General features: G+C 68.5%; 23 protein-coding genes. 12 read left to right on the forward strand and 11 right to left on the reverse strand.

Features of this window, described 5'->3' with window-relative positions:
- Nucleotides 1-40: 40 nt before the first annotated feature.
- From UC35_RS05400 to UC35_RS05420, 5 genes are all read left to right on the forward strand, one after another.
- A complete protein-coding gene (locus UC35_RS05400) occupies nt 41-874 on the forward strand; it encodes a universal stress protein (RefSeq protein ID WP_061496928.1) in 834 nt (277 codons plus the stop codon).
- Nucleotides 875-950: 76 nt separating this feature from the next.
- A complete protein-coding gene (gmk, locus tag UC35_RS05405) occupies nt 951-1,571 on the forward strand; it encodes a guanylate kinase (protein ID WP_061496930.1) in 621 nt (206 codons plus the stop codon).
- Nucleotides 1,572-1,586: 15 nt separating this feature from the next.
- Nucleotides 1,587-1,790 (forward strand): DNA-directed RNA polymerase subunit omega, encoded by a 204-nt coding sequence (rpoZ, locus tag UC35_RS05410; RefSeq protein ID WP_061496933.1) that lies wholly within the window; start codon nt 1,587-1,589, stop codon nt 1,788-1,790.
- A 222-nt stretch (nt 1,791-2,012) separates the two neighbouring features.
- Nucleotides 2,013-3,023: a DUF937 domain-containing protein gene (locus UC35_RS05415; protein ID WP_061496935.1), complete on the forward strand. Its 1,011-nt coding sequence runs from the start codon at nt 2,013-2,015 to the stop codon at nt 3,021-3,023.
- 73 nt (nt 3,024-3,096) lie between these two features.
- Complete coding sequence (locus UC35_RS05420) at nt 3,097-5,361, forward strand: RelA/SpoT family protein (RefSeq protein WP_061496937.1); 2,265 nt, start codon at nt 3,097-3,099, stop codon at nt 5,359-5,361.
- 16 nt (nt 5,362-5,377) lie between these two features.
- Here the strand turns inward: UC35_RS05420 and greB are convergent, their stop codons facing one another.
- Entirely contained in the window at nt 5,378-5,932 is a 555-nt protein-coding gene (greB, locus tag UC35_RS05425; protein WP_061496939.1) for a transcription elongation factor GreB, read from the reverse strand.
- 131 nt (nt 5,933-6,063) lie between these two features.
- On the opposite strand from greB, the gene UC35_RS05430 reads away from it, so the two are divergent.
- On the forward strand, nt 6,064-6,810 hold the full coding sequence (locus UC35_RS05430) for a hypothetical protein (protein WP_145979340.1): 747 nt from the start codon (nt 6,064-6,066) through the stop codon (nt 6,808-6,810).
- A gap of 27 nt (nt 6,811-6,837) precedes the next feature.
- On the opposite strand, the gene UC35_RS05435 is transcribed toward UC35_RS05430, so the two are convergent.
- Complete coding sequence (locus UC35_RS05435) at nt 6,838-9,288, reverse strand: bifunctional diguanylate cyclase/phosphodiesterase (RefSeq protein ID WP_061496943.1); 2,451 nt, start codon at nt 9,286-9,288, stop codon at nt 6,838-6,840.
- A gap of 139 nt (nt 9,289-9,427) precedes the next feature.
- Between UC35_RS05435 and UC35_RS05440 the strand changes: the two genes are divergently transcribed.
- On the forward strand, nt 9,428-9,826 hold the full coding sequence (locus UC35_RS05440; RefSeq protein WP_061496945.1) for a response regulator: 399 nt from the start codon (nt 9,428-9,430) through the stop codon (nt 9,824-9,826).
- Nucleotides 9,827-10,032: 206 nt separating this feature from the next.
- Here the strand turns inward: UC35_RS05440 and UC35_RS05445 are convergent, their stop codons facing one another.
- The 3 genes from UC35_RS05445 to UC35_RS05450 form a co-directional block, all read right to left on the reverse strand.
- Complete coding sequence (locus UC35_RS05445; RefSeq protein WP_061496947.1) at nt 10,033-10,269, reverse strand: hypothetical protein; 237 nt, start codon at nt 10,267-10,269, stop codon at nt 10,033-10,035.
- Nucleotides 10,270-10,396: 127 nt separating this feature from the next.
- Nucleotides 10,397-10,648, reverse strand: coding sequence for a hypothetical protein (locus UC35_RS23430; protein ID WP_145979342.1), 252 nt, complete (start codon nt 10,646-10,648; stop codon nt 10,397-10,399).
- 189 nt (nt 10,649-10,837) lie between these two features.
- Nucleotides 10,838-11,290: a YbhB/YbcL family Raf kinase inhibitor-like protein gene (locus UC35_RS05450; protein WP_061496948.1), complete on the reverse strand. Its 453-nt coding sequence runs from the start codon at nt 11,288-11,290 to the stop codon at nt 10,838-10,840.
- A 170-nt stretch (nt 11,291-11,460) separates the two neighbouring features.
- On the opposite strand from UC35_RS05450, the gene UC35_RS05455 reads away from it, so the two are divergent.
- The 3 genes from UC35_RS05455 to UC35_RS05465 all read left to right on the forward strand — a co-directional run bounded on the left by UC35_RS05455 (nt 11,461) and on the right by UC35_RS05465 (nt 14,520).
- Nucleotides 11,461-12,465: a cysteine synthase A gene (locus tag UC35_RS05455; RefSeq protein ID WP_061496951.1), complete on the forward strand. Its 1,005-nt coding sequence runs from the start codon at nt 11,461-11,463 to the stop codon at nt 12,463-12,465.
- 93 nt (nt 12,466-12,558) lie between these two features.
- The gene (locus tag UC35_RS23860) at nt 12,559-13,602 is read left to right on the forward strand and encodes a hypothetical protein (RefSeq protein WP_061496953.1); all 1,044 of its coding nucleotides are present in this window, start codon (nt 12,559-12,561) and stop codon (nt 13,600-13,602) included.
- 72 nt (nt 13,603-13,674) lie between these two features.
- Complete coding sequence (locus UC35_RS05465; protein WP_061496955.1) at nt 13,675-14,520, forward strand: ion transporter; 846 nt, start codon at nt 13,675-13,677, stop codon at nt 14,518-14,520.
- An 18-nt stretch (nt 14,521-14,538) separates the two neighbouring features.
- On the opposite strand, the gene UC35_RS05470 is transcribed toward UC35_RS05465, so the two are convergent.
- A complete protein-coding gene (locus tag UC35_RS05470; protein ID WP_061496957.1) occupies nt 14,539-14,964 on the reverse strand; it encodes a PaaI family thioesterase in 426 nt (141 codons plus the stop codon).
- A 229-nt stretch (nt 14,965-15,193) separates the two neighbouring features.
- On the opposite strand from UC35_RS05470, the gene UC35_RS05475 reads away from it, so the two are divergent.
- Nucleotides 15,194-16,093 carry a dienelactone hydrolase family protein gene (locus UC35_RS05475; RefSeq protein WP_061496959.1) on the forward strand — a complete coding sequence of 300 codons (900 nt, stop codon included), beginning with the start codon at nt 15,194-15,196 and terminating at the stop codon, nt 16,091-16,093.
- A 4-nt stretch (nt 16,094-16,097) separates the two neighbouring features.
- On the opposite strand, the gene UC35_RS05480 is transcribed toward UC35_RS05475, so the two are convergent.
- The 5 genes from UC35_RS05480 to UC35_RS05500 all read right to left on the reverse strand — a co-directional run bounded on the left by UC35_RS05480 (nt 16,098) and on the right by UC35_RS05500 (nt 22,656).
- On the reverse strand, nt 16,098-17,363 hold the full coding sequence (locus UC35_RS05480) for a serine hydrolase domain-containing protein (RefSeq protein WP_082792694.1): 1,266 nt from the start codon (nt 17,361-17,363) through the stop codon (nt 16,098-16,100).
- Nucleotides 17,364-17,472: 109 nt separating this feature from the next.
- Nucleotides 17,473-18,312 carry a 5'-3' exonuclease gene (locus UC35_RS05485; RefSeq protein ID WP_061496963.1) on the reverse strand — a complete coding sequence of 280 codons (840 nt, stop codon included), beginning with the start codon at nt 18,310-18,312 and terminating at the stop codon, nt 17,473-17,475.
- A gap of 23 nt (nt 18,313-18,335) precedes the next feature.
- Nucleotides 18,336-18,977, reverse strand: a complete 642-nt coding sequence (locus tag UC35_RS05490; protein ID WP_061496965.1) for a glutathione S-transferase family protein — start codon at nt 18,975-18,977, stop codon at nt 18,336-18,338.
- Between the two features lie 10 nt (nt 18,978-18,987).
- A complete protein-coding gene (locus tag UC35_RS05495) occupies nt 18,988-19,965 on the reverse strand; it encodes a Bug family tripartite tricarboxylate transporter substrate binding protein (RefSeq protein WP_061496967.1) in 978 nt (325 codons plus the stop codon).
- An 87-nt stretch (nt 19,966-20,052) separates the two neighbouring features.
- A complete protein-coding gene (locus UC35_RS05500) occupies nt 20,053-22,656 on the reverse strand; it encodes an AMP-binding protein (protein WP_061496969.1) in 2,604 nt (867 codons plus the stop codon).
- 167 nt (nt 22,657-22,823) lie between these two features.
- Here UC35_RS05500 and UC35_RS05505 point away from each other — a divergent pair, with 167 nt between their 5' ends.
- A complete protein-coding gene (locus UC35_RS05505) occupies nt 22,824-24,047 on the forward strand; it encodes a c-type cytochrome (protein WP_173861249.1) in 1,224 nt (407 codons plus the stop codon).
- The last annotated feature ends 40 nt before the right edge of the window (nt 24,048-24,087 follow it).

Here is a 24,087-nt window from a genome sequence, read left to right on the forward strand (position 1 = left end):
GTAAGGTGAGGCCATCGTCGCCCGATCCCTGGAGGCCGCCATGAGCTCCCCCCTCAAGCAGTTGCTGGTTCATTTCGACGATTCGCCGGCCGCGCTCAAGCGCCTGGACGTCGCGCGCCGCCTCGCCGCGGCCCAGGGCGGGCTGGTCACGGCGCTGTACGCGGTAACCCCCACCCTGATGGACGTGCCCTTCGCCGCCGAGGCCGGCGCGGCCGCGGTCGCCGCCTTGCGCGACATCGACTGCCAGCGCCAGCAGCGTGCCCGCGCCGGTTTCGAGCTGGCCCTGGACGAATCGCCCGGCGTGCGCGCCCACTGGGCCGAGGCGACGGCCTACCCTGTCGCTGCCGCCCTGGCCGCGCAGGCCTTCTATGCCGACCTGCTGGTGCTGGGCCAGCCCGACCCCAAACTGCCGGACACGCGGGGGCTGGTCGAAAGCGTGTTGAATGCCAGCGGCAAGCCGGCGCTGGTGGTGCCCCATGCCGAAACGCCGCAGGCCGTCGGCGAGACGATCGCAATCGCCTGGAAGCCGGCCCGCGAAGCGGCCCGCGCGCTGGCCGCGGCCGTGCCGCTGCTGCAGCGCGCCCGCGAGGTCCACGTGATGAGCTGGGGCCCGCAGGAGGACGACGGCGTCCGCGGCTCGCACCTGAACCTGGATGGCTACCTGCACGAGCGCGGCATCCAGCCGCAGTGGCATCGCGAACCGGCCGAGCCCGACTTCATCGGCGAGCTGCTGCTGTCGCGCGCCTTCGACCTCGGCGCCGACCTGCTGGTGATGGGCTGTTACGGCCACAGCCGGGCGCGCGAATGGGTGCTGGGGGGCGCTTCGCGCACCGTGCTGCGCTCGATGACGATCCCGGTCCTGATGGCCCACTAAACAAAGGTTATCGCCTGCCAAAAGGCGCTATGGCCCACTAAAGGCAGAGGTGAATGGCCGCTGATAACATCCACGGATGGACTACCCCGGTAACCTGTTCGTGGTCGCCGCCCCCAGCGGCGCGGGCAAGTCGAGCCTGGTAAAGGCGCTGCTGGAGCTCGATTCGCGGGTGCAGCCCTCGGTATCGCACACCACGCGGGCCCCACGCGGCCAGGAAAAGCACGGGCGCGAGTACTTCTTCGTGTCGCCGCAGGAGTTCGACGCCATGGTGCAGGCCGACGGCTTCGTCGAGTGGGCGCATGTGCACGGCCACCGCTACGGCACCTCCAAGAAGATGATCGAGGAGCGGATCGCCCAGGGGGCCGACGTGATCCTCGAGATCGACTTCCAGGGCGCCCTGCAGGTCCGGCGTGTTTTCGCCAACGCCGTGCTGATCTTCATCCTGCCTCCCAGCTGGGAAGAGTTGCGCTCGCGCCTGGAGCGGCGCGGCGAGGATGCGCCCGAAGTGATCGAACTGCGGCTGCGCAATGCCGCCGAAGAGATGTCCCAGGCCCGGGAATTCGATTTCGTTATAATCAACGAGTTATTCGAGCGAGCGCTTTTCGACCTGAAAGCGATCGTGCACGCCCAGCGGCTGAAGTTCCCGGCGCAGCGCCGCGCCCGCGCCGACACCTTCAAGGCCCTCAACATCACCTGATCTTCGGAGACAACCATGGCCCGCATCACCGTTGAAGACTGCCTCGAGAAGATCCCGAACCGCTTCCAGCTCGTGCTCGCCGCGACCTACCGCGCCCGCATGCTGAGCCAGGGCCACGCGCCCAAGATCGAGAGCAAGAACAAGCCCGGCGTCACCGCCCTGCGCGAGATCGCCGACGGCAAGGTCGGGCTGGAGATGCTGAAAAAGGTTCCGGGCTGAGCCAGGTTCCGGGATCTCCCGAAGAAAAGCACCGCCGCCGCGGTGCTTTTTTATTGGCGCTTGCCACGCGGCCGGCGTGCACATCACGAACTCGACAAGCGTTGAGCGGCGGGCGAGTACGTCGCGCTGCGATGTCGGTTTGTAAGAGCTGATTCATCAACTGGCGCTCCGCGGGGCGGACGGCTACCTTGGCGGTCCTCTGATTTCCCGCAAGGAGTTGCCATGCCCTCGATTCTCGAATCGCTATCCGACAGCTTCGGCCCCGGCGTCGTCGACGACATCGGCAAGGCCTTGAGCGCCGACCCCTCGGCGGTCACCAAGGGCTTGGGCGTGGTCGGCCCGCTGCTGATGTCCGGCATGGCGAAGCAGGCTGCGGCGCCTGGCGGCGCCGAGTCGCTGATGAAGTTGTTGCCCGAAGGCACCGGGGGTCTTCTCGGCAGCCTCGGTGGACTGCTGGGCGGACTGACCGGCGGCGCGGCAGGCGGCCAGGCCAGCCCCGCGTCCGCCTTGCTCGGCCCCGGCGTGAACGCCATCGGCGGCGCACTGTCCCGTTCGCTGGGTTTCAATGTGACGCCGCTGCTGGGCATGGCCGCTCCCGCCCTGCTCGGCCTCGTGAGCCAGGCGGTGCAGTCGAAGAAGCTGGACGCCGGCGGACTGGCATCGATGCTCGGCCAGGAGAGCAGCGCCTTCGCGAGCAACCCGGCGAACAAGGAGACCCTGGCGCTCGTGTCGTCGGCCGTGGCATCGGGGGACAAGGCGACGGCGACGATCGCGTCCTACGGCGACAGCTGGAAGCATGTGGCCGCCGGACCGGCCGCGGCATTGTTCATGGTGTCGACCTCCGACTTGTCCGGCCCGGTCGGCTCGGTCAAGGAGGTGCAGGCCGCCGGAAAGGTGCTGCTCGACGCCGCCGGCAAGGCGGATCCCGCGTCGGTGCTGTCAGCGGCGTTTGGCGGCGGCCTGACCACGGACATGGCCAGCCAGGTGAAGGCGCTCGCGCCCACCAAGGACAAGCTGATCGACATCATCAAGGCCGGCGCTGCGGCAGTGGCCGCGAAGTCACCGGCCGAGTTGCAGGCCTACAAGAGCACGATCCTGCAAGTCGCCCAAGCCAGCGCCGAAGCCTCGAAGGAAGGCGGCTTTCTCGGCATCGGCGGCACGCTGGTGAGCAAGGACGAGCAGGCCGCGCTCGACACGATCAAGGCTGCCCTGGGAGGGACGCCGCAGCTCTGACGCCGCACCTGCCCCATTGGGGACTTCCTGGGTCAGCAGCGGCGAACTCTTCCCGGGGCGCTACATTTGAGGCATGAGCGCGGTCCTGGAATCCGCACCGGGCAAGGGCAAGCGCCCCGCCAACCATGCCCGGCCCAGCCCCGCTGCCGCCAACGCGGCGGCGGCGAGCTTTGCCGCGCTCACGGCCCGGCTGGACTACATCGACGCCGCTGACGTCGAACAGGTGCGGCGCGCCTACCGTTTTGCCGACGAGGCCCATCTCGGCCAGATCCGCGCCAGCGGCGAGCCCTACATCACCCACCCCATCGCGGTGGCCTCGCAGTGCGCGGAATGGAAGCTGGACGCTCAGGCCCTGATGGCGGCGCTGCTGCACGACGCGATCGAGGATTGCGGCGTGACCAAGCCCGAGCTGATCGAGCGCTTCGGCGCGCCGGTGGCCGAACTGGTGGACGGGCTCACCAAGCTGGACAAGCTGCAGTTCACCACGCGCGAGGAGAACCAGGCCGAGTCCTTCCGCAAGATGCTGCTGGCGATGGCGCGCGACGTGCGGGTCATCCTGGTCAAGCTGGCCGACCGCTCGCACAACATGCGCACGCTGGAAGACATGCCGCGCGAGAAGTGGAGCCGCATCTCTTCCGAAACGCTGGACATCTACGCGCCGATCGCGCACCGGCTGGGCCTGAATTCGACCTACCGCGAGCTGCAGGAACTCGCCTTCCGGCACCTGCAGCCGTGGCGCCACGCGATCCTGAACAAGGCCGTGTCCAAGGCCCGCAGCCGCCGCCGCGACCTGATCCAGAAAGTGCAGCGCGAGGTGGAGGCGGCGTTCGAGCAGGCCGGCATGCAGGTGCAGATCGCCGGGCGCGAGAAGACGCTCTACTCCATCTACCGCAAGATGGACGAGAAGCACCTGAGCTTCGCGCAGGTGACCGACATCTACGGCTTCCGCATCATCGTGCCCTCGGTACTGGACTGCTACACCGCCATGGGCCTGTTGCACCAGATGTACAAGCCGGTGCCCGGCAAGTTCAAGGACCACATCGCCATTCCCAAGATGAATGGCTACCAGTCGCTGCACACCACGCTGGTGGGACCGTCGGGCGTGAACGTGGAGTTCCAGATGCGCACCGAGGCGATGCACATCGTCGCCGAATCGGGCGTGGCCGCGCACTGGCTGTACAAGGCGAGCAACCCGGGCGAGGATGTCGCCGACCAGTTGGGCACCAAGTGGCTGCAGTCGCTGCTGGACATCCAGCATGAGACACGCGATGCCGCCGAATTCTGGGACCATGTCAAGATCGACCTGTTCCCGGACGCGGTCTATGTGTTCACGCCCAAGAGCCAGATCATGGCGCTGCCGCGCGGCGCCACGGTGGTCGACTTCGCCTACGCGATCCACAGCAACATCGGCGACCGCACGGTCGCGGCCAAGATCAATGGCGTGCAGGTGCCGCTGCGCACCGAACTGAAGAACGGCGACGTGGTCGAGGTCGTCACCGCGCCGGTGTCGACGCCCAACCCGGCCTGGCTCGGCTTCGTGCGCACCGGCCGCGCCCGCTCCAAGATCCGGCACCACCTCAAGTCGCTGGCCCAGGCGGAGTCGCAGGAGCTCGGCGAGAAGCTGCTGACACAGGCGCTGCGTTCCGAGGGCATGGAGCACCTGCCTGCCGACGACGAAAGCAACCACGGCATCTGGGAAAAGCTGCTGCGCTTCACGGGCAACCGCACGCGCGAGGAACTGCTCACCGACATCGGCCTGGGCAAGCGCATCGCCACCATTGTGGCCAAGCGCCTGGTGACCATGCTGGCCGAAAAGGGCGTCAAGCCCGACGCCCTGCTGATCACCCGCGAGCGCTACACCGCCCACGAGAACGTGTCGCAGGGCGAGGTGACGCTGGACGGCAGCGAGAACGCCTCGGTGCAGTTCGCCAGCTGCTGCCGCCCGGTGCCCGGCGATCCGATCGTCGGCTACCTGGGGCGGGGCGAGGGCCTGGTGGTCCACTGCGAGGACTGCGCCGTGGCCAAGCGCCTGCGGCACAAGGACAGCGAGCGCTTCATCAGCGTCGAGTGGGCCGACGAACCGGTGCGGCCCTTCGAAACCAGCCTGCTGGTCACCGTGGCCAACGGCAAGGGCGTACTGGCCCGGATCGCCGCGGCGCTCGCCAGCGCCGAAGCCGACATCACCCACGTGAACATGGGCGAAGAAAAGGCGCAGGATGCGACCGACCTGCGCTTCCTGGTGGCCGTGCGCGACAAGGCGCACCTCGATGCGGCCATCCGCATGCTCAAGCGCACGCCTTCGGTGATGCGCGTGCAGCGGGTGAAGCCGAGCCGCTAGTGCACTGCCCCGGCCTTCAGGCCGGCGCCGGGTACTCCACCCGCAGCACCTCGATCTCGTGCGGCCCGGCCGGCGTCACCAGTTTGACCACGTCGCCCGTGCGCGCCTTCAGCAGCGCCCGCGCAATCGGCGAGATCCAGCTCACCTGTTCCCTGGCGTGGTCGGCTTCGTCGATGCCCATGATGGTAATGGTGCGCTCCTCGCCGGCCTCGTCGACGTAGGTCACCGTGGCGCCGAAGAAGACCTGGTCGCTGCCGTGGTGCGCCGCCGGGTCGGCCACCTGCGCGATCTCCAGCCGCTTGGTCAGGAAACGGATGCGGCGGTCGATCTCGCGCAGCCGCTTCTTGCCATAGAGGTAGTCGCCGTTTTCCGAGCGGTCGCCGTTGCTGGCGGCCCAGTGCACCACCTCGACCACCTTGGGCCGCTCCTCGTCGATCAGTTGCAGCAGTTCCGTGCGCAGCTGCGCGTAGCCGTGGGGGGTGATGTAGTTTTTTGTGCCCGCGGGTATCTCCGGCAGCGACGCTTCATCGTCGTCGTCGCCGTCGGTCTCCTTGGTGAAGGCCTTGTTCATGTCCGCGAGGATAGCCCCTGCCTGTAGCCTTCCTGGCGAGGTGTTTTCCTACAGACGCATGCGCCTCGTCCTACGGCAGCCCTTGCGTGCATCAGGCACGATGTCCTGCTCACCTAGGTATACCGAGTGTCATGGCAATAGCGGCTTCCAGTCCGGGGCCGGGATCGCGCGGCAGCGACGTGGCCGCCGCAGTCTCGGCCAAGCGATCGCGCGCCAGTGCCGAGGCTGCCCGCTATGGCGTGCTGCGGCGCCTGGGGCCCGCGCTCAAGCACGACATGGTCGTGAACCTGCAGGCCATCGCGATGATGGCTGAGGTGATGAATGCGCGGCTCGATCGCGGCTCACCCGAGCCGGCCGAGTTCCACGACAACATTGCCAAGCTCAACCGTCTGGCGCGCGACGCGGTCGCGAACTGCCTGAAGGTGGCCGAGTGGCTGGAGCCCGGCGAGGACCAAGGCGTTCGCCTGGCCGAGGGCGTCGAGGAGTGCCTCAAGCTGGTGTCCAGCAACTTCAACTTCCGCGGCTTCGTGATTTCACGCGAGCTGGCCGACACGCCGTTCGAGGTGTCCCGGGTCGCGCTGCGTCACCTGCTGGTCGCGTCGCTGATCGCCGTCACGGACGGTGCCGGCGGCCCCTGCGAGGTGAAGGTGAAGGCCGGCGTGAAGGCCGGCATGGCCGAGATCGCCGTCGGCATCGCGCCGCGCCAGGATGAGTTCGACGCGCTGCCCTATGAGTCCGGCTACCGCCAGCTCGACTGGGCGGATGTGCAGGCCCTGGCGCAGGCGGAAGGCGTGGAACTGGTGCGCGGGGGCGACGACATCGTCCTGCGCATGCCGCGCGCCGTGGCGACCGCGCCGCTCGGGATCGCGCCGCACTAACCCGCTCCGCGCTGGCCGCGCGGCCACTCAGGGCTCCATGCTGTCCATGAACTCCTCGAGTTCACCGATCGGAAGCGGCTTGCAGAACAGGAAGCCCTGGTACTCGTAGCAGCCTTGCTTGGCCAGGAAGGCGCGCTGCTCCTGCGTCTCCACGCCTTCGGCCACCACGCCCAGCCCCAGGCTTTGCGCCAGGCCAATGATGGTGCGGGCGATGGCCGCGTCGTTTGCGTCGGTCAGGATGTCCTTGACGAACTCGCGGTCGATCTTGAGTTGGTCCAGCGGCAGGCGCTTCAGGTAGGACAGCGATGAATAGCCCATGCCGAAGTCGTCCAGCGACAGGTACACGCCCATGTCCTTGAGGGCTGCCATCTTGGCCACGGTGGCTTCCATTTCCTCGGCCAGCAGGCTTTCTGTCAGCTCCAGCTTCAGCTTTTGCGGCGAAATGCCGGAGTCGCGGATCGCCGTCATCACCTCGTCGACGAAATCGGGATCTCGGAACTGGCGCACGCTGACGTTCACGGCGATCGTCAGGTGCGCGCGCGCCGGGTTCTTCGCCCACTGCGCCAGCTGCGCGCAGGCCTGCTCCAGCACCCAGCGGCCGATGGGGACGATGAGCGAAGTCTCCTCGGCGATGGAGATGAAGTGCGCAGGCGGCACCCGGTCGCGCTGCGGATGCTGCCAGCGCACCAGTGCCTCCACGCCGGTCATGCGGCCGTCGGCGCCGACCTGCGGCTGGTAGTCGACCAGGAACTGGCCCTCGCGCCAGCCCTGGCGCAGGTCGGTGGCCAGCGCCGCGCTGGCCGTGACCGTCGCCTGCATCTCGGGATCGAAGAAGCGCACGGCGTTGCGGCCCGCGCTCTTGGCCTGGTACATCGCCATGTCGGCCTGCTTGAGCAGCTCGCTCACCGACCAGGGAGCGCGGCCGAACAGGGTCACGCCGATGCTGCAGGTCGAGTGATGCTGGTAGCCCGACAGCTGGTAGGGCTCGCCCAGCCGGTGCAGCACGCGCTCGGCCACCGTGCGGGCGCCGGCGGCCGGCTCCATCGGCTTCTGGCCGCTGTTTTCCAGCAGGATCACGAACTCGTCCCCGCCCAGGCGCGCGACGGTATCGCCACGGGCAACGCAGGAGCGAAGCCGCTCGGCCACCTGCTGCAGCAGCTGGTCGCCCTTCTGGTGGCCCAGCGTGTCGTTGAGCACCTTGAAGTTGTCCAAGTCGATGAACATCAGGGCGCCTTCATGCGGCCGGTCGGTGTCCGACAGCGCCTCGTGCAGCCGGTCGAGCAGGAGCTGGCGATTGGGCAGGCGCGTGAGCGGATCGTAGAAGGCCAGGTACTGGATCTTCTCTTCGGCCGTCTTGCGCTCGGTGATGTCGCGGCCGACCGCGACCCAGTGGGTCAGCTTGCGCGCCTCGTCCCACACCGGCGAGACCTCCAGGTCGACCCAGAAAGGCTCGCCGCTCTTCTTGTAATTGATGAGGTCCACGCGCACCGGCCGCCACTGCTCCATCGCGGCGCGGATCTTGTTGAGCTCGGCGCGCTGGGTATCCGGGCCCTGGAGCAGGCGCGGCGTGCGGCCCATCACCTCCTCGGGCGAGTAGCCGGTGCGCCGCTCGAAGGCCTCGTTCACGAAAACGATACGCGGACCAGGCTCGCTGAAAGGACCGGCTTCGGTGATGACCACGATGTCGTCCAGCCGGGCGATGCTGCTTTCGAGCAGCCGGAGCAGTTCCTGCGACCGGTGGCGTGCCGTGACATCGCGCAAGTGCACCGCCAGGCCGCCGCCGAAGGGAAAGCCTTGCAGCTCGATGCGGCTGGAAAGCTGCGCGTCCAGCACTTCGGCCTCGACCTTCTGCGAGCTCGCCAGGCCCTGGCGGATTTGTTCCTCCAGGCGCAGGCGCACCGTCTTCTGGAAGTAGTTCCACAGCGGCCGCCCGAGAAGTTCCGTGCTGGAGCGCCCGAGCAGGCGCTCGGCCTGCTCGTTGGCATAGGTCAGGCGCCCCTGCCGGTCGATGGTGACGAAGGCCTCGCCGGTGCCCATGGCGCCGCCGGCCATGCCCATGGCATGGCGCATCAGCGTGCCGGGCTTGTGTCCTTGCGGCGCGATCTCCTGCAGCGCGCCTTCGACGCGAACGATGTCGCCCGATTCGTCGAGGACGGCCTGCGCGAGCGTTCGCACCCACACGCGCCGGCCCTTGAGGGTGACGATCTGCATCTCCTCGTCGAAGGGCGCGCCGTTGGTCGCGCAGTGGTCCACCAGGGCGACGATGGTGTCGCGCCATTCCGGCGCATACAGGCCGAATGCCTCGCCCGGCTTCGGGGTGAAGCCCGGCGCCGCCTCATGGATCGCGGCGAGCTGGTCCGACCAGCGCACGGTGCCATCGCCCAGGTCCAGCGTCCATGTCCCGGCAAACGCCGCCTGCTCGATGAGCCGCAGCAGGCCTTCGGCCTGCTTGAGCTTGTCCGTATCAGCAATCCGCATTGTCGAGTTGGTCCTAGTTCATTTCTGGGGGCTGTCGGTAGGCATGGTCCTACTCCATGTCGCGTGCTCGTCCGGGGCTGGCGGCAGAGCCACACCGCGATGATGGCGCCGAAACGCGCCCACTCTGCCCGAAATCCCTGTGCATCTGCAAGCCTTTGTCATCGAAGACAACGCAACCATTCGAGAAAACCTGATCGGCACTCTCGAAGAGCTGACTTGCCTCCGGGTGGCGGGGACCAGCGCGACCGAGGTCGAGGCGCTGGCCTGGCTGCAGAAGAACCCGGACCACTGGGACCTGGTGATCGTCGACCTGTTCCTGAAGCAAGGCAGCGGAATTCACCTGGCCCAGCACATCCAGCGCGCGCGTCCGGGGCAAAAGATCGTGGTGTTCTCCAACTACGTCAACGCCAGCGTGCGCAAGCGCTGTGCGCAATTGGGGGTGGATGCGGTGTTCGACAAGTCCACCGAAATCGACGCGCTGGTGGACTACTGCTCGCACCAGTGCTTCCTGCTGGTCTCGCAGGCGCAGGTGGCGTAGCGTCCTGCCCGGGACGCGGGCAACTCTTGCGCGCCGGGCGGCCGGGAACTCCTTGTCAGTGTCATGCATGAGCTGCGTGTGCCGCTGAGGTACGCGCAGCTTGACCGGTCAAGCTGAGCTTGTGTGTGTCATTGCGCGAATGCCAACAAGACTTGTAACGCCGCCGGCAACCATGGCCAGGGGCGCCGTCCGCTTCAACTCAACCGCTACTGCATCGACAGGCACTTCCTGCAGCCATCGACCCCGAGTTGCCTCGCGCACTCTTCCTGGAGGTTGGGCGTGATGCCACGGTCCCTGGCGTAGCTGCGGAAGACCTGGCACATCCCGTCGTCGCTGGGACCGGACGAGGGCGATGCGCCCATCGAAGTCGAAGACGTCGAGCAGCCTGCGGTCAGGATGGCCGTAGCCGCGGCGGCGATAGCCGCAAGCATGTGGCGGTTCATGGAACTTCCCTTCGGCAGTCAGGCGCTGAAATGGCCCCCGGCCCCAATCAACGCCGCCCTGCCGTCGGAGTGGCTGGCCAGCCACCCGCTTGCCCGCGGGCGGCCAGCCCGGACCTCGATCTGCCGATCAAGGTGCCGACAGGCACTTCCTGCAGTTTTCCTGGCCCAATTGCCGGACGCATTGTTCCTGCAGTTCCGGCGTGAGGCCGCGATCCCGGTAGCTACGGAGACTGCGGCACAAGCCGTCGTTTTCAGCGGAGCCCATGGACGGCACCGATGACGACGTTCCCGACGCTCCCATGGAGGTCATGGAAGAGCAGCCCGCGGTGAGGATGACCGTGGCTGCGGTGACGATGGCCGCGACGATATGGCGGTTCATGGCGCTTCCTTTCAGTGATCAAGGTTGACTACTCAAAGCAGACGTCGCCTGCTGCCTTTTAAAACGTCTTGCCTGATCATCTTGGACCGTCTGACTGAAAGTCGGCCATTGGACCAAGGTCCAATCCCAGCCAATGCATCGCGCGGCGTTGTCTGACAGAACAGCGCCGAAACCCGCCTTCCAAGCGCCTCAGAACCTGCCGGTGATCTGCGCCCTGGCCAGCACCTGGCCGCCGTAGCGAGCTTCGAAGTCGCCGATGGTCCAGGGGACTTGGGTGTCGACCCCGAGCTTCTCGCGCGAGGCGAACACGGCGAAGCGGTAGGTGTGCACGCCGTCCGGCGGGCACATGCCTTCGTAGCCGCGTCCGCCGCCCGTGGTCTTGCCCACGTCGCCGGCCAGCGCCTGGCCTGCGGCAACGGCGAGTTCGCCCTGTGCCGGCACATCGAACACGTTCCAGTGCACCCAGACCCGGCCCGCGGGCTTCATCGCATCCGGATCGTCACTGACGATCGAGATGAACTTCGCCTCGGGCGGCAGGCCGCGGACGGTGAGCTGCGGCGCCTGGTCGCTGCCGCCTTTGCCGCGGCAGGCGTGCGGCTTCTGGATCTGGCCATTGACGATGCTGGAAGAAGTCAGTTCCATGCGTGTCTCCCTGTGGCAAACCCCAATCTACGCCGCTGCACACGGCCGCGCAGAAGGCAAGGCAGCGCGGTGCCGGCGCCGTGCTGGACATTGGCGAATGGCGCACACAAAAACTCACTGCCAGTAGTTTCTTGCCGCCGCGCCCATGGGCGCTGGTTTATGGTGAAGCCATGGATGTGCGCGATGGCTTTACCGAGGCGGTGGGCAACACGCCGCTGATCCGGCTGCGCCGGGCTTCCGAAGCCACGCGTTGCACCATCCTGGGCAAGGCCGAGTTCATGAATCCCGGCGGCTCGGTCAAGGACCGCGCGGCGCTGTACATCGTGCTCGATGCGGAAACGCGCGGGCAATTGCGGCCTGGCGGCGTGATCGTCGAGGGCACGGCCGGCAACACCGGCATCGGCCTGGCGCTCGTGGGCAATGCGCGCGGCTACCGCACCGTGGTCGTGATCCCGGAGACACAAAGCCAGGAAAAGAAGGACGCGCTGCGCCTGTTCGGCGCCGAGCTGCGCGAAGTGCCCGCCGTTCCCTACAGCGACCCGAACAACTATGTGCACGTCGCCGAGCGCCTGGCGGCCGAACTGGCAGCGCGCGAACCCAACGGCGTGCTGTACGCGAACCAGTGGGACAACCTGTCCAACCGCGAAGGGCACATCCGCTCGACCGGCCCGGAAATCTGGCGCCAGACCGCGGGACGCATCGACGGCTTCACCTGTTCGATCGGCACCGGCGGCACGCTCGCCGGCGTCGGCCTGTACCTGAAACAGCAGAAGCCCGACGTGGTGATCGCCGCCGCCGACCCCATGGGCGCCGCGATGTACGAGTACATCAAGCACGGCGAGTTGCGCAGCGAAGGCAGCTCGATCACCGAGGGCATCGGCCAGAGCCGCATCACCCGCAACCTCGAAGGCGTCGCGTTCGACAACGCCTACCGCATCGCCGACGAGGAGGCGCTGCCGGTGCTGTTCGATCTGCTGCGGCACGAGGGCCTGTGCCTGGGCGGCTCCAGCGGCATCAACGTGGCGGCCGCGATCCGGCTGGCGGGCGAGCTCGGGCCGGGCCACACCATCGTCACCATCCTGGCCGACGGCGGCGCGCGCTACCAGTCCAAGCTGTACAACCCTGCGTTCCTGCGTTCGAAGAACCTGCCGGTGCCGGATTGGCTGGCCCGCTGATCGCGGCGTCCTGTACGGCTCGAGTTCGTTGTCGTTGCCACTCGGCCATACGGCTATTCGCCGCCCGTCTGCTCTACCGCATAGCATTCCCGCATGAACCGGAGATCACTGATCTCGCTGGGGCTCGGTGCGCTCGCCGGATGTGGTGGGGGTGGGAGCGGTGGAGGCGGCAGCGGCGGAGGTGGTGGTGGCAACCGCAGTGGCGGCAGCAGCAATGGTGCCGGCGCGCGCGCCAGTGCTGCCGCAAGCGGCCGGCGCGGCACGGAAACCGAGTTCCGCGACTTCCTGCAGGTCGGCGCCGCGCCCGCCTACTGGATCCACGACAACACCTGGGGCGCGGACGGGCTGACCCGCGGCACCTACACGGGACCGGGCGGCACGCAGTTCGAAACCACCTACAGCCGCTCGACGACGCTGGGCCCGAACGGCGAAGTCGGCTGGCGCACGGGTTGGAAGTTCCCGACCGGGACCACCGAGGTCAAGGCCTTCCTGTCGGCGATCTTCGGCAGCAAGCCCGGCTACGCCAATGAGTGGGTGACCCCCGGCGGGCACAAGGTCCTGCTGCCCGACAACAGCTATTCGACAACGCAACCCTCGGGCGCGACGCCGGGCTCCTTCCTGCCGGTCGGGACGCCGGCCGACTCGCGCGGCGCTTGGCCGGACATGTTCGCGTCCTTCGCTTACGCGCATGTGGTGCCGCCGACCGGGCGCGGCCAGCTCGCCTTCGACCTCTGGTTGCAGGCCACGCCGGCGCAGGTCCATGGATGGGGCGCATCGCCGATCACCCACGAAGTCATGATCGCGCTGGACTACTGGGGAAACTACGGCGCGCCCAGCGATCGCAACCCCGGCTGGTTCTCCCACAACGTGACGATCGACGGACGCCGCTGGCACGTCTACTTCGTGCGCCACTTCATGGACGGCTGGGCCTTCATCGTGTTCGAGCCCGATGGCCCGGTCGCGGCGGGCACCTTGAACCTGGGGGCCTTCCTGCGTCACGTGGCGACGCGCACGGATGCCGCCGGACAGCCCTGGTTGAGCGGCACCGAGTGGCTCGTCAGCATCGAAGTCGGGGTCGAACCGGTGGAAGGTGTCGGCGACCTGAGTGTCTTCAACTACCGGGTCTGGCGGACCTGAACCTTGACTTTGGCTGCCTCGTCGCTGCGGGCGCACCGGATGGCTTGAACCCGGCCGTATCATGCGCTGACCATGATTCCTGGCAGCCAGACCGATCTGGGGCGGCCGGCCCAAGGCTGGCGCCGCCGGATGTACGAGGTGATCTTCGAGTCGGAGACGGCCGCAGGCCGCGTGTTCGACAAGGTGATCGTCGCGGCGATCCTGGTCAGCGTGGCGGTGGTGATCGCCGACAGCGTGCCGGCGCTGAATCGCCGCCTGCGCGTGCCCTTCGACATCGCCGAATGGTGCTTCACCCTGCTGTTCACCGCCGAGTACATCGCGCGCATCGTGAGCGTGCAGCGGCCCTGGCGCTACATCCGCAGCTTCTTCGGCATCGTGGACCTGCTGTCGGTGCTGCCGACTTATCTGGCGCTGTTCTTTCCGGAGACCCACGCCCTCATCGACGTGCGCATCCTGCGCCTGCTGCGGGTCTTCCGGATCTTCAAGCTCACGGACTACATGGTGGAGTACCAGCTGCTGGCCGAAGCGCTGGCCGCGAGCCGCCGCAAGATCATGGTGTTCCTGTCGGCGGTGGTGATGGTGGTGCTGATCCTCGGCACGCTGCTCTACGTGGTGGAAGGACCGGAGCACGGCTTCAGCGACATCCCCACCTCGGTGTACTGGGCCATCACGACGATCACCACAGTGGGCTTCGGCGACATCACGCCCAAGACCTGGGCCGGGCGCTCGATCGCCTCGGTGATGATGCTCATCGGCTGGGGCACGCTGGCCGTCCCCACCGGCATCGTCACCGCGGAGATGACCGTGCGGCGGCAAGCCCCTGCACGGCCGCGCTCGTGTCCCGCTTGCGGAGCCGCCGGGCTTGAGTCGCAGGCGCGGTTCTGCCAGATGTGCGGCACCGACTTGCCGCCCGGCTGAAGACGCCTCCGGACGGGTTCAGGCTTCTGGTCCAGCCTGGACCACGCTAAGCAGGGTTTCGCCGGTGGCAACGAGCTTTTCCTCGCCCGCTGACTGGGCGTAGAGCTCACACGCGGTGAAGACCTGCGACTTGCCCGACTTGACGACCCGGGCCCGGGCCACGAAGCGCTCGCCGACCGCGGGGCGAAGGCAGTTGACCGCGTAGTGCGAAGCCAACACGCGGCCCACGACCGTGACGGCGGCAAAGCCGCAGGCCGTGTCGATGAGCGCACCGACCAGCCCCGCGTGCAGGAAGCCGGAGTACTGACCGGCCTCCGGGCGCCACGGCATGCTGATTTCGACCTTGCCGGGCTCGGCGCGCTCGACTTCGATGCCGCACCATCGGTTGAACGCTGCCATGGCGTTGATCGCGCGGACCTGGTCCAACGGGGCAGTGCTGCTCATGACGGTTTCCTCCGGGAAGGATGGTGCACAGGCACTGTAGGCGGCGGCATCGCGCGAGTCAGTCCCTGCTGCGACAGTGGGACAGGACACTTGATCCCCGATTCATGCACCCGCTGCATCAAGTCTTCCGGAACTTGCAATTTACTTCGGGCCTGCGGGTCCACAAGAATGGCGCGGCCACGAACCACACGAGGTGACTCATGAATCGATATCACGTCGAGGGCTGCCGATGACCCGGCTGACCGCACAGGACTTCGACCAGGAACTGCTGGTCCTTTTCGACGCCTACGTGCACGGCGATCTCGACCGGCGCGGCTTTCTCTCGAAGGCAGGCAAGTACGCCAAGGCCGGTGTCACGGCGGCCGGCCTGCTCGCCGCCCTCAGCCCGGACTTCGCGTTGGGCGAACAGGTGCGCGCGGACGACACGCGCCTGCGCGCGCAGCAGCTCAGCGTGCCATCGCCGGCCGGCCACGGCTCGATCGACGGCTACCTGGTGCGTCCGGCGTCCGCCTCGCCCAGCGCGAAGCTGCCGGCCGTGCTGGTGATCCACGAGAACCGCGGCCTCAACCCGCATATCCGCGAAATCGCGCGCCGGCTGGCGCTGGACGGCTTCATGGCGTTCGCGCCGGACGCGCTCACGCCCGTGGGGGGCTACCCGGGCGACGAGGACAAGGCACGCGCGGCCTTTGCCACGCTGGAGCAGCCGAAGACGCTGCAGGACTTTCTCGCTTCCGCACAGTGGCTGGAATCCCGTGCCGACTGCACAGGCAAGCTCGGGGCGGTGGGCTTCTGCTGGGGAGGGGGCATGGTGCACACGCTCGCCACCCGGCTCCCCGAGCTGGACGCCGGCGTGCCTTTCTACGGCAACTCGCCCGCGCCCGAACTGGCCTCGCGCGTGAAGGCGCCCCTGCTCGTTCATCTGGCCGGCGTCGACGAGCGCATCAACGCCGCCTGGCCCACCTACGAGGCCGCACTCAAGAGCGCAGGCGCCAAGTACGCGGTGCACCAGTACGCCGGCACGCAGCACGGCTTCAACAACGACACGACGCCGCGCTACGACGCCGCCGCGGCGAAGCTCGCTTGGGAGCGCACGGTCGCGTTCTTCGACGCGACCCTGCGCAGCGCATAGCCCCTCAGGCCGCGAGTTCGGCGGTGCTGCCGCCCAGGGATTCGAGCACGCCGCGCCAGAAGGCATTGCGCTCCTGCAGCGGCTGCGGGTCCTGGCGGCCGCTCGCGGCTTCGAACACCGCGGTGTGCACCATCACGATGCGGCTGGCCGGCTGCACGAACACGGCTTGGCCGTGCACGCCCTGGAACGCGATCGTGCGCTCCTGCAAGGGCAGCAGCCAGAACTGGAAGCCGTAGCCGAAAAAGGGCGTCGCCCGGCGGGGCCGGAACGCCTCCGGTTGGCGCGCGGCATCCGTGGCCGCGAGCAGGTAGTCGGCGGGAACCACCTGCGTGGCGCCCACCCGGCCCCCGTCGGCGACGAGCTGGCCAAGCCGCCCCCAGTCATGCAGCGTCGCGTTGAAGAACCCCGAGGCCCGCTCCTGGCCGTCGCTGGCGAGCACCCAGAAGGCATCCGCTTCCGCGCCCAGCGGCGCCCAGAGCCACTCGTGCGTGAGCTCCGCCAGCGTGCGTCCCGTCGCCGCGGAGAGCACGCGCCCCAGCACCTCGGTCTCCGCGCTGGCATAGGAGAACTTTGCGCCCGGCGGCGAATGGCGCTGCGTCACTGAACGCAGCACCGACAGCACCGACGGATCGCCGGTCTGGGCCGCGCGCGACAAGCGCGCGATGTCGTCCTGGCCGTCGTAGCGCTCCGTGAAGGTCAGGCCCGAACTCATTCGCAGCAGGTCCACGATGGCCGTCTTTCCGTATTCGCTACCCGCCAGTTCAGGCACGTACCGGTCGGCGCGGTCCTCCAGCGATGCGATGGCCCCGCGGGCGAGCGCGATGCCGACCAGCATCGAGGTGACGCTCTTGGCCATGGAGAAGGAGAGAAAGCGCGCGTCGCGGCTTCGGCCGTACCGGTAGCGCTCCAGGACCACGCGGCCGTTCTGGATCACCAGCAGGCCGGTGGCGCGCTGCCGCTCCAGGTAGTCGTCGACGCCCAGGCCGATGTTCCGGAATCGCCAGCGGATCGCGGGCGCCTGCGATGCCACCGGCAAAGGGCTGGTGCCGGTGCCACGCGCGACCGCGCGCGTGGGCAGTCCGCGCACCTGGTCCATCGCCGACCAGGAGCCCACCCGGTAGGGATTGATGTACCAGTTGGCGCGGTTGCCGATGGGGTAAGCCTGCCCCTTGCCGAGCAGGGCCTCCTCCGGCTCGGCGCGCGCCCAGCCGGCGCAAAGGCCCGCGCCGATCGCAAGCAGCGAGTCGCGTCGCGACAGCATGGATTTCATCGCTCCTCCTGCCACCCCGCCCGGGGAGCACGCATGGGATTGTGGCGAAACGCAGGGGGTGCGGTCATGGTGCCGACCCGTGGGCTGCGGGCGCCGGCCTCCGGGCCCCTCACGGTGCCTGTTCCAGCTTCGCCTGCACGTCGAGCGCGCGCTGCAGCAGCTTGGGCGCGCTGATGCGCCGGGTCCACGCGGCAAACGCCGGGGTCGGTCCGCGCCAGCGCAAGGCCTCGACGTCGCTGAACAGCTTGGCGTCGGTCACGAGGGTCGCCAGCCGCTTGAACAGCTTCGCGTCCGCTAGCCGGTCGCCCAGAACATCGGCCGGGAATGATTCGATCGGCCCGTAGCGGTTCAGCAGCCGCGCGGCGCCCACCGGCCCGATACCCGGGATGCCGGGGTAGCCATCGGCGGTGTCGCCGACCAGCGCGAGATAGTCGGGGATCAAGGCCGGTTCGACGCCGAACTTGGCCCGGATGTCCTGCGCGGCCCGGATCTTGTTGCCCCTGCGATCGACCTGCAGGACGCGGTCGGCGCGAACGCACTGGGCCAGGTCCTTGTCCGGCGTCCAGATCAGCACCTTTTCCACCCGCGGGTCTTCGTCCGCCAGCCGGGCCGCGGTCGCCAGCGCGTCGTCCGCCTCGAGCTCGACCATCGGCCAGACCACGACGCCCATCGCGGCCAGCCCTTCTTCCAGGGGATGGAACTGGGCGGACAGCGCCGGATCGATGCCGGCCCCGGTCTTGTACCCGGGCCACAGGCGATTGCGGAAGGACTCGATGACGTGGTCGGTCGCGACCCCGACGTGCGTGGCCCGGTTCTCGATGATCTGCAGCACCCCGTTGAGGACGCCGGTCACCGCGCCAAAGGGCGGGTCTTCGCCCTTGGTGAAGCGGCGCAGGCCGTAGAAGTGCCGGAACAGCTCGTAGGTGCCGTCGATGACGTCGATGATCACGCCGGCGACGATACCCCGAGTCTTCAGGACTTGGCGAGCGCCTTGCGGTCCGCCATCACCTTCTGCGCCGCCGGCCGCTCGCCAATGAACTTGACGTAGGGCTTGTAGTCGACGCCGTTGGCCAGCAGCAGGTCTTCGCCGTAGATGGTCTTGGTGGCGATGCCCACCAGCGGCAGGTCGACGAAGGCGCAGCAATCCGCCAGCGTGAAGCTGTCGCCCACCGCGTAGGGCGCCATCTTCAGCAGGCGCTTGAGCCCGGCGATTTTCTGCTCGATCTCGCGCCGGATGCGCGCCGCGTTGCTCTCGCTCAGGGGCGTGGCGCCGAAGAAGGCGGCACCGTACAACTGGCGCGTCGCCATTTCCAGGTGCCAGTCGAGGAAGGTCGCCAGCTCGCGCACCTTGGCGGCGGCGAAGGGATCGCGCGGCAGCAACGGCGGCTCGGGCTGGATCTGCTCCAGGTACTCCGCGATCACCTGGCTCTCGCACAGGCTGCCTTGCTCCGTCGTCAGGAAGGGGATCTTGCCCAGCGGCGAAGCGGCCAGCATGGCCTCGTTCTTGTCGCGGAAGGCGATCACCCTCTCCTCGAAGGGAATGCCTTTTTCCAGCAGGACCAGCTTGGCCTTGTTGTGGTAGTTGCTGATGGGAGAGCCGTGGAGCGTGATCATGGGTGCTTACTCATTCAATCTTGGCCCCGGATTCTTTCACGACCTTGGCCCACTTGGCTGTCTCCGACTGGATCAGGCCGGCCAGCGCTTCCGGCGTGCCCGGGTTCGGCTCCAGCCCGAGCTTGGAGAGCTTTTCCTTCACGTCCGGCATGGCCAGCGCCTTGAGCGTCTCGGCATTGATGCGCATCTGCACCTCGCGCGGCATGCCGGCCGCCCCGAGCAGCGCGAACCAGGAGGTCGCCTCGAAGCCCGGCAGGCCGGACTCGGCGATGGTGGGAATCTCGGGCGCGGCAGGCGAGCGTTTCGCGCTGGTCACCGCGATGCCCTTGAGCTCGCCTTTCTGCACCAGCGGCAGGGCCGAGGGCATGTTGTCGAAGATCATCTGGATGCGCCCGCCCAGCAGGTCGGGAATGGCCTCGGCGCGGCCCTTGTAGGGCACGTGCTGCATCTTCACGCCGGCCATCGTATTGAACAGTTCGCCGGACAGGTGGATGGAGGTGCCGCTGCCCGAGGAGCCGAAGAACAGCTTGTCCTTCTTCGCCAGCTCGATCAGTTCCTTCACGTTGTTCGCCGGCACGTTCTTGTTGATCACCAGCAGGTTCGGCGTGGAGGCGAGGAAGCTGATCGGCGTGAAGTCCTTGATGTGGTTGTAGGGCATGCGCTCGTACAGCGCCGCGTTGATCGCGTGCGTGCCCACCGTCCCCACGACCAGCGTGTGCCCGTCGCCGGGCGACTTGGCCACCATGTCGGCGCCGATGTTGCCCCCGGCGCCCGGCTTGTTCTCCACCGTGATGGGCTGCCCCAGCCCGGCCCACTTCTCCGCCAGCACGCGCGCCAGCGTGTCCGGCGCGCCGCCCGGCGGGAACGTGACGATGATGCGCACCGGCTTGGTCGGCCAGGCGCCCTGCGCGAGGGCGTTGCCGATGGGCGCCAGCGCCGCCGTGGCGAACGCGAGGATGGCGAGGGAGCGAAGGCGTGAACGCTGCATCGATGTCTCCTTGGAGGGCTTGCACAGGCCGCACGTCCATTGTGCGGCGCTGCGCGCGGGCCGTGAACGCGGGTGAGCCCTAGTGAACTAGTGTGCTGTCCCTTGCGCGACTATCGCCTGCACCAGGGCCGCGGCGAACTCCGCGCGGTGCCGGATGACGCACGAGGAATGGTCGCCTGGAATGCGCAGCACCCGGAGGTCGCGCACCCACTCGCGCCAGCGGGACGGATCGGTGTCGAAGTGCGTCCCCTTCTCGGCGACCAGGCAGGTCAGGGGCACGTCGATGCGCGGCGGCACGAAGCGCGCCATGCGCTGGTAGTACCTGAGCTCCAGCTCGGCATAGCGGGCGTGCCGGCCGGAAGGCGCCGGCACCCCGCTGAACGCCGCGGCTGCGCGCCTCGCCAGCGAAGCGGCAACGCGGCGCGGCCCGTAGCGCCTCAGGGACCAGAAGCCGCGCATGGCTTCGTTGCGCACGAAGTCGCCGGCGCGGCCTGGGACCCACTCGCCATAGCGCCTCAGGATGTTCGCCAGCAGCCGGAACCCGCGGCCGCCATTGAGCGACGGGGTGTCGACCATCAGGACGCCGGCCACCTTCGCACCGCGGACGCGCAGCAGATGCGCCAGCTGCCAAGCCACCAGGCCGGCGGTGCAGTAGCCGGCCAGGAACACCGGTGCGCCGCCGGCGGCACAACGCAGCACCTCGGGCAGGTACAGGGCGGCGACCGCTTCGACGTCGCTGCGGGCATCGTCCTTCGGGCAGTCGAGCAGGAAGACCGGGCGGCGGTCCCCGAGCAGCGCCGCAAACTGGTGGGCGTAGACGCCGCGTGCCGCGTGGTCACCATGGCAGAAGAACAGCGGGGCACCGGTCCCCTGCTTGATGGGCGTGACCAGGGCCGGGCTGGGCGGCAGGCCGTCGGCCACCGCGTCCACGACAGCGCGCACGGTGAGCACTGCCGGACTGAAGCCCTCCAGGGAGACGCCGGCCAGGCGTTCGACTTCCAGCAGCATGTCGGCGGCCAGCAGCGAATCGCCTCCCTTGTCGTGGAAATCGTCGTCCACACCGATCCGGTCCGTTTTCAGCAGGCGCTGCCAGAGGTCCAGCACCACCAATTCGATCAATGAATCCGGCGCCAGCACCGTCGGGCGCACCTGCATGTGCAGCTCAGCCAAGCGGGGCCGCAGCACCTTGCCCGTGGCGCCGCGGGGCAACTCGCGCAGCAGCTGGATGCCGTGCGGGATCTTGTGGCGGGCGATGCGCGCCAACAGGAAGGCCGTGAGGTCCGCGACCGCCGGCGCCCTGCCGGGCTGGGCCACCACCGCGGCCGCCACGCCCTCACCCAGGCGGGGGTGGGGCACGCCGAAGACCGCGGCCTCGCGCACGTCGGGATGGTCGAGGAGCGCCCTTTCCACTTCGTAGGGGAACACCTTCTCGCCACCGCGGTTGATGACTTCCTTGGCGCGCCCGGAGATCGTCAGGTAACCGTCCTCGTCGATCCAGCCAAGGTCACCCGTCGGCAGGCAGCCGGTGTGCCCCTGCTCGCCGGCGAGGCCCTGGTCCACCACGTAGCCGGGCGACACCGAAGGTCCGCGCACCACGATCTGGCCGACCTCGCCCGGCGGCAGCTCGCGTCCGGAAGCATCGGCGATGAACAGCTCCCCCTTGGCAATGAGGCCCGCCGTTCCCGGCTTCGGCCGGCGCGGCGGATTGGCGGCCATCACGCCGGCCTCGCTGAGCCCGTAGAACTCCAGCACGGGAACGCCCCAGAGGCCGTGCGCCGTCGCGCGCAGGTCGCCGGGCACGTAGGCCGATCCACACATGATGAAGCGCAGGGCCGGCCCGGCCCGGGCAGCCTGCTCGAGGGGCGAGAGCCGCTCGACCAGCGCGCGCAGCGTGGCCGGCGTCGTGCACAGGTAGGTGGGGGCCAGCCGGGCCAGCCAGGCTTCCGCTGCGAAGACGGCGCCGGGCGGTGGAAAGGCCACCGAGGCGCCCAGGATCGCGGGCACGAGCAGCAGGTTCTTCAGGCCGGCCGCATAGTGCAGCGGCAGCATGGCCACCGTGCGATCGCCCGGCCCGATGCCGAACCAGGCGGGCGAGGCGAGCTTTTGCGCCATGGCCACCAGGTTCCCGTGGGTGACTGCCACGACCTTGGGCCGGCCTGTCGTTCCCGAGGAGCGCAGCAGCAGTGCCACGCCGGCCAGCGCCGGCGACCGGGCGCGCGGCGCCGCTCCTTGGACGAGGACCTCCAGTGCGTTCTCACGGTACTGCAGCACCGTGAGGCCGGCCGCCAGCACGGCCTCGCGCAGCGCCGCCGGCAGGTCCGGCGGCACCACCAGGGCGTCGAGCCCGTAGATTCGGCCCAGGTCCACCAGCTCGGCGGGCGGAACCGCCACGCTGATGGGCACCAGCACGCAGCTGCAGGTGACGGCAAGCGTCACGCGGGCCCCGGCCACATCGGGCGCGGCCATCACGCCCACCCGGCAGCCGGGCCCCAGGCCGGCGCGCGCGAGCTCGGCCGCGCAGGTGGAGACGAAGTCGGACAGCTGGGCGTAGCTCACCGCCTGCCCGAAGTCGAGCAAGGCGGGCGCGTCGCCCCGGACCCGCGCCCAGTGGTCGATGCAGCCGCGCAGGCTCACCCGCTCCAACAGCGGCTCGAAGCTGCCCTGGGCGACCGTCACGCCATCCGGTGTCATCAGCCCATTGCAGGCGCGGGTGCGTGAACTCGCAAGAGCGCAAGCTCCCTGTCGGGGTGGGATGTTTTACCCAACCCCAACCTCATGGTGAGCGCGAAGCCGCACCGATGACGAAACGCCAGGCGCGTTCGCGGCGTCTGTGCCTTCATATCTTCAAGGAGGCAACCATGAGCCGGGCAACGTTGAGCGGGCTTGGAGCCCTTGCCGCTGTGGTGGCGGCAAGCTGCGGCGGCGGCAACCAAGACGATGCGGGACAAGAAGCCGTTCTGGGCGCGAAGGGACGGCAAACCGCCCTGGCCGCGCAGGGGCGGCAGGTATTCCGTTTCGAAACCTTCGGCGACGAGGCGAAGTGGACCGATACCTTGCGCATGCACGAGGTCATCGCGGCGGCGGTGGACCCGACCACCGCACTGTCGGTCGGGTTGAAGGTGGATGCGGATGCGCTTCCGCAGGGCGTGAAGAACGGAATCGCCAAAGGTCGCATCGACCTGACGAGCCCGGCCACGACCGTCGCGCTGCTGAAGATGGACGCGGTGGTCGGCCTGAAAGGCACCGTCGAAACCGTGGCCGGCGTCGACCGACTGGTGCGCGTGGGCATTACCTGCGCGCTGTGCCACTCCACGGTCGACAATTCATTCGCGCCGGGCATCGGCAAGCGCCTGGACGGCTGGCCGAATCGCGACCTGAACGTGGGCGCGATCATCGCGCTGTCGCCCGCCGTGGGCTCCGCCGAAAAGGACGTTCTCAACGGGTGGGGCAAGGGCAAGTACGACCCGCGCCACAACATCGACGGCCTGAACAAGCCGGTGGTGATTCCGCCCGCCTACGGCCTGGCCGGCATCCACCGCATCACCTTCACCGGCGACGGCGAGGACATCGCCTACTGGAACCGCTATGTGGCTGTCACGCAGATGGGCGGCCAGGGCAGCTTCTCGGACCCGCGGCTGCCCTTGAGCATTACCAACGGCACAGAGGACCTGGTCAGCGACAAGCTCCCTGCCCTGCAGGCCTACCAGCTCACGCTGACCGCGCCGCCGGCGCCGGCCGGCAGTTTCGACACGGTGGCCGCGGCGCGGGGCAAGGCCGTCTTCGACGGCCGGGGGCAATGCGCCAGCTGCCATGCGGGAGCGCTGTTCACCGACGCCAACTCGCGGCTGCACCCGCCGGCCGACTCGGTGGTCGAGCCCGAAACCCCGAGCTACGCCGCCCGCTCCGCCACGCGGCAGTACCGCACCTCGCCCCTGAAGGGCCTGTGGCAGCACCCGCCGTACTTCCATGACGGGTCGGCCGCGACGGCCGAAGATGTGGCCGCCACCTACAACGCCAAGCGCTCGCTCGGCCTCACGCCGCAGGAGATCTCCGATCTCGCCCACTACCTGAAGTCGCTGTAGCGGCGGCGTCGATTCTTTGGGAGGCGACCCGCGGGCGCGC

The sequence above is a fragment of the Ramlibacter tataouinensis genome (assembly GCF_001580455.1).
Lineage (GTDB): Bacteria > Pseudomonadota > Gammaproteobacteria > Burkholderiales > Burkholderiaceae_C > Ramlibacter > Ramlibacter tataouinensis_B.

Bases quoted from the DNA above. Each gene is read 5' to 3' on its own strand.
- UC35_RS05455 (WP_061496951.1), top strand. From the start codon at position 11,461: ATGGATGTGCGCGATGGCTTTACCGAGGCGGTGGGCAACACGCCGCTG.
- UC35_RS05465 (WP_061496955.1), top strand. From the start codon at position 13,675: ATGATTCCTGGCAGCCAGACCGATCTGGGGCGGCCGGCCCAAGGCTGG.
- UC35_RS05430 (WP_145979340.1), top strand. From the start codon at position 6,064: ATGGCAATAGCGGCTTCCAGTCCGGGGCCGGGATCGCGCGGCAGCGAC.
- UC35_RS05445 (WP_061496947.1), bottom strand. From the start codon at position 10,269: ATGAACCGCCACATGCTTGCGGCTATCGCCGCCGCGGCTACGGCCATC.
- UC35_RS05420 (WP_061496937.1), top strand. From the start codon at position 3,097: ATGAGCGCGGTCCTGGAATCCGCACCGGGCAAGGGCAAGCGCCCCGCC.
- UC35_RS23860 (WP_061496953.1), top strand. From the start codon at position 12,559: ATGAACCGGAGATCACTGATCTCGCTGGGGCTCGGTGCGCTCGCCGGA.
- UC35_RS05480 (WP_082792694.1), bottom strand. From the start codon at position 17,363: ATGAAATCCATGCTGTCGCGACGCGACTCGCTGCTTGCGATCGGCGCG.
- UC35_RS05500 (WP_061496969.1), bottom strand. From the start codon at position 22,656: ATGACACCGGATGGCGTGACGGTCGCCCAGGGCAGCTTCGAGCCGCTG.
- UC35_RS05470 (WP_061496957.1), bottom strand. From the start codon at position 14,964: ATGAGCAGCACTGCCCCGTTGGACCAGGTCCGCGCGATCAACGCCATG.
- greB (WP_061496939.1), bottom strand. From the start codon at position 5,932: ATGAACAAGGCCTTCACCAAGGAGACCGACGGCGACGACGACGATGAA.
- UC35_RS05505 (WP_173861249.1), top strand. From the start codon at position 22,824: ATGAGCCGGGCAACGTTGAGCGGGCTTGGAGCCCTTGCCGCTGTGGTG.
- gmk (WP_061496930.1), top strand. From the start codon at position 951: ATGGACTACCCCGGTAACCTGTTCGTGGTCGCCGCCCCCAGCGGCGCG.
- rpoZ (WP_061496933.1), top strand. From the start codon at position 1,587: ATGGCCCGCATCACCGTTGAAGACTGCCTCGAGAAGATCCCGAACCGC.
- UC35_RS05475 (WP_061496959.1), top strand. From the start codon at position 15,194: ATGACCCGGCTGACCGCACAGGACTTCGACCAGGAACTGCTGGTCCTT.
- UC35_RS05415 (WP_061496935.1), top strand. From the start codon at position 2,013: ATGCCCTCGATTCTCGAATCGCTATCCGACAGCTTCGGCCCCGGCGTC.
- UC35_RS05435 (WP_061496943.1), bottom strand. From the start codon at position 9,288: ATGCGGATTGCTGATACGGACAAGCTCAAGCAGGCCGAAGGCCTGCTG.
- UC35_RS05450 (WP_061496948.1), bottom strand. From the start codon at position 11,290: ATGGAACTGACTTCTTCCAGCATCGTCAATGGCCAGATCCAGAAGCCG.
- UC35_RS05490 (WP_061496965.1), bottom strand. From the start codon at position 18,977: ATGATCACGCTCCACGGCTCTCCCATCAGCAACTACCACAACAAGGCC.
- UC35_RS05400 (WP_061496928.1), top strand. From the start codon at position 41: ATGAGCTCCCCCCTCAAGCAGTTGCTGGTTCATTTCGACGATTCGCCG.
- UC35_RS05495 (WP_061496967.1), bottom strand. From the start codon at position 19,965: ATGCAGCGTTCACGCCTTCGCTCCCTCGCCATCCTCGCGTTCGCCACG.
- UC35_RS23430 (WP_145979342.1), bottom strand. From the start codon at position 10,648: ATGAACCGCCATATCGTCGCGGCCATCGTCACCGCAGCCACGGTCATC.